The sequence below is a fragment of the Planctomycetota bacterium genome (assembly GCA_038746835.1).
Classification (GTDB): domain Bacteria; phylum Planctomycetota; class Phycisphaerae; order Tepidisphaerales; family Tepidisphaeraceae; genus JBCDKH01.
In genome coordinates this window covers 1-1,772 of the sequence record JBCDKH010000324.1, presented here as the reverse complement: position 1 = coordinate 1,772, position 1,772 = coordinate 1, and the positions used below count along the sequence as shown (strand labels likewise).

General features: G+C 67.7%; 1 protein-coding gene. It reads left to right on the top strand.

Annotation, left to right across the window (positions count from 1 at the left end; all coding sequences use genetic code 11):
* Positions 1-169 precede the first annotated feature (169 nt).
* Positions 170-1,772, top strand: a 1,603-nt coding sequence (locus AAGI46_17080) for a hypothetical protein (GenBank protein MEM1013922.1), incomplete at its 3' end; no start/stop codon positions are given.

Genomic DNA, 1,772 nt, shown 5'->3' with positions numbered 1-1,772 from the left:
CGGGCGGCTTACTCCGTACTCGCACGACGCAGAAACACGCAGCAATGCCACTCGCGGTCACAAGCGTCACAAACCCACTTGATTCGACGTCCCGGTTCCGCGATAGTGTTCAGACCGGGCAGATGGTCCAGACACGCAGTCGACTTCGCATCGAACACGAGAGCATGCCATGAGGGCGAACCGCAGGTCGACGCAGCGAGCCTCGCCGATCATCGAGCGACTCGAACACCGCCGGCTGCTGTCGGCCGACCTCCAGTGGCAGCCGCTCGGCGAGCCGGGCAGTGGCGGACGCATGGACGCCGTCGCCGTCAGCCCGTTCGACCCGGACCGCGTCCTCATCGCCGGCGACATCCTCGGCACCGGGCTCTCCGTCGATGCTGGGCAGAGCTGGCTGCCCACGACCGGCTGGCAGTCGTGGGAGCACTCCGACTTCACGTGGCACCCGACAGACCCCGACATCGTCTGGGCCGGCACCAACAGCGGCCCGCACCTGTCGACCGACGGCGGCCAGACGTGGACGCCCAAACGCAACGGCCTGCCGCCCGCCACCGGCTACGGCTATCCAGCGTCGGTCGAGACCGTCCTCTTCGATGCAGGCGATCCGTCCCACCAAACGCTCCTCGCCTTCGGCGGTGATCATCGACGCTTCAAGGACGGCACGAACCCGGACCAGGTCCCCAACTACGGCAAGATCTGGCGTAGCCGAGACGGCGGCGAGACGTGGTCGCTCGTCGGTGAGGTCCCGACCGGCTTCGGCGGAACCGGCAACAACATCATGGCCGCCAGCTACGGTGCCGGCTCGCACGAAACGCTCTGGGTCGCCGTCGCCGAGTCGGGCGTCTGGCGCAGCTCCGACGACGGCCAAACCGGCACGTGGCAGCAACGCAGCAACGGCCTGCCCGCGCTCGGCAACAACGTCGCCATCACCGGGCTCGTCGCCCATCCGACGATCCCGAATGTCCTGCACGTCACCATCGGCAGCCAGCAAGGCATCGAAAGCCAACGGCAACACGTCGGCGGCGTCTTCCGAACCACCGACGCCGGGCTGAACTGGACACGCGTCGAAGACGGCGACCCGACCGGCTACTGGCCGCCTGACTTCAAGCACGTCGCCCAAAGCTCAGACGGCAACACGCTCTGGGCCGTCGACAACTCCTGGTCCGGCGGGATGGGCGCTTACCGCAGCACGGACGCGGGCCTGTCTTGGCAACACGTGCTGTCGCAGTCCAACGTCGAGTCGCTGCTGGTCGACTCGACGCCCTTCGACAACGGCATCGTCAACGGCTGGTGGGCCGAGGTCAGCCCGCACGACGCGGCCGTCGTCTACCTCGGCACGACGACGAGCGTCCTCGTCACGCGTGACGGCGGAGACACTTGGGAAGACGCGCTCAACACGCCCGTCAGCGATGGCCATCGTGCCAGCGGCTACACCGGCTGGGTCGCCAACAACGCGGAGTTCAACCCCTTCAACGACGACCAGCTCGTCGTCCAGGGCTGGGACCGACTGCTGGCCACCGTCAGCGACGACGCGGGCTTCAGCTACGAGATGACGCAGCCAGGCCTGCCGCGATTCAACGGCGGCAACGACGTCGCCTTCGCGGCCGACGGCACGATGTTCGCCGCACTTGGACAGAGCAACACGAGCAACCAGATCACCCGCAGCACCGACGGCGGCGCGACGTGGCAGGTGCTGGCGTCTCCCAGCAGCACGCCGGCCCGCGCGTGGAACGTGCACGTCAACAAGGACAATCCCAGCCAAGTCTGGGTCGTCG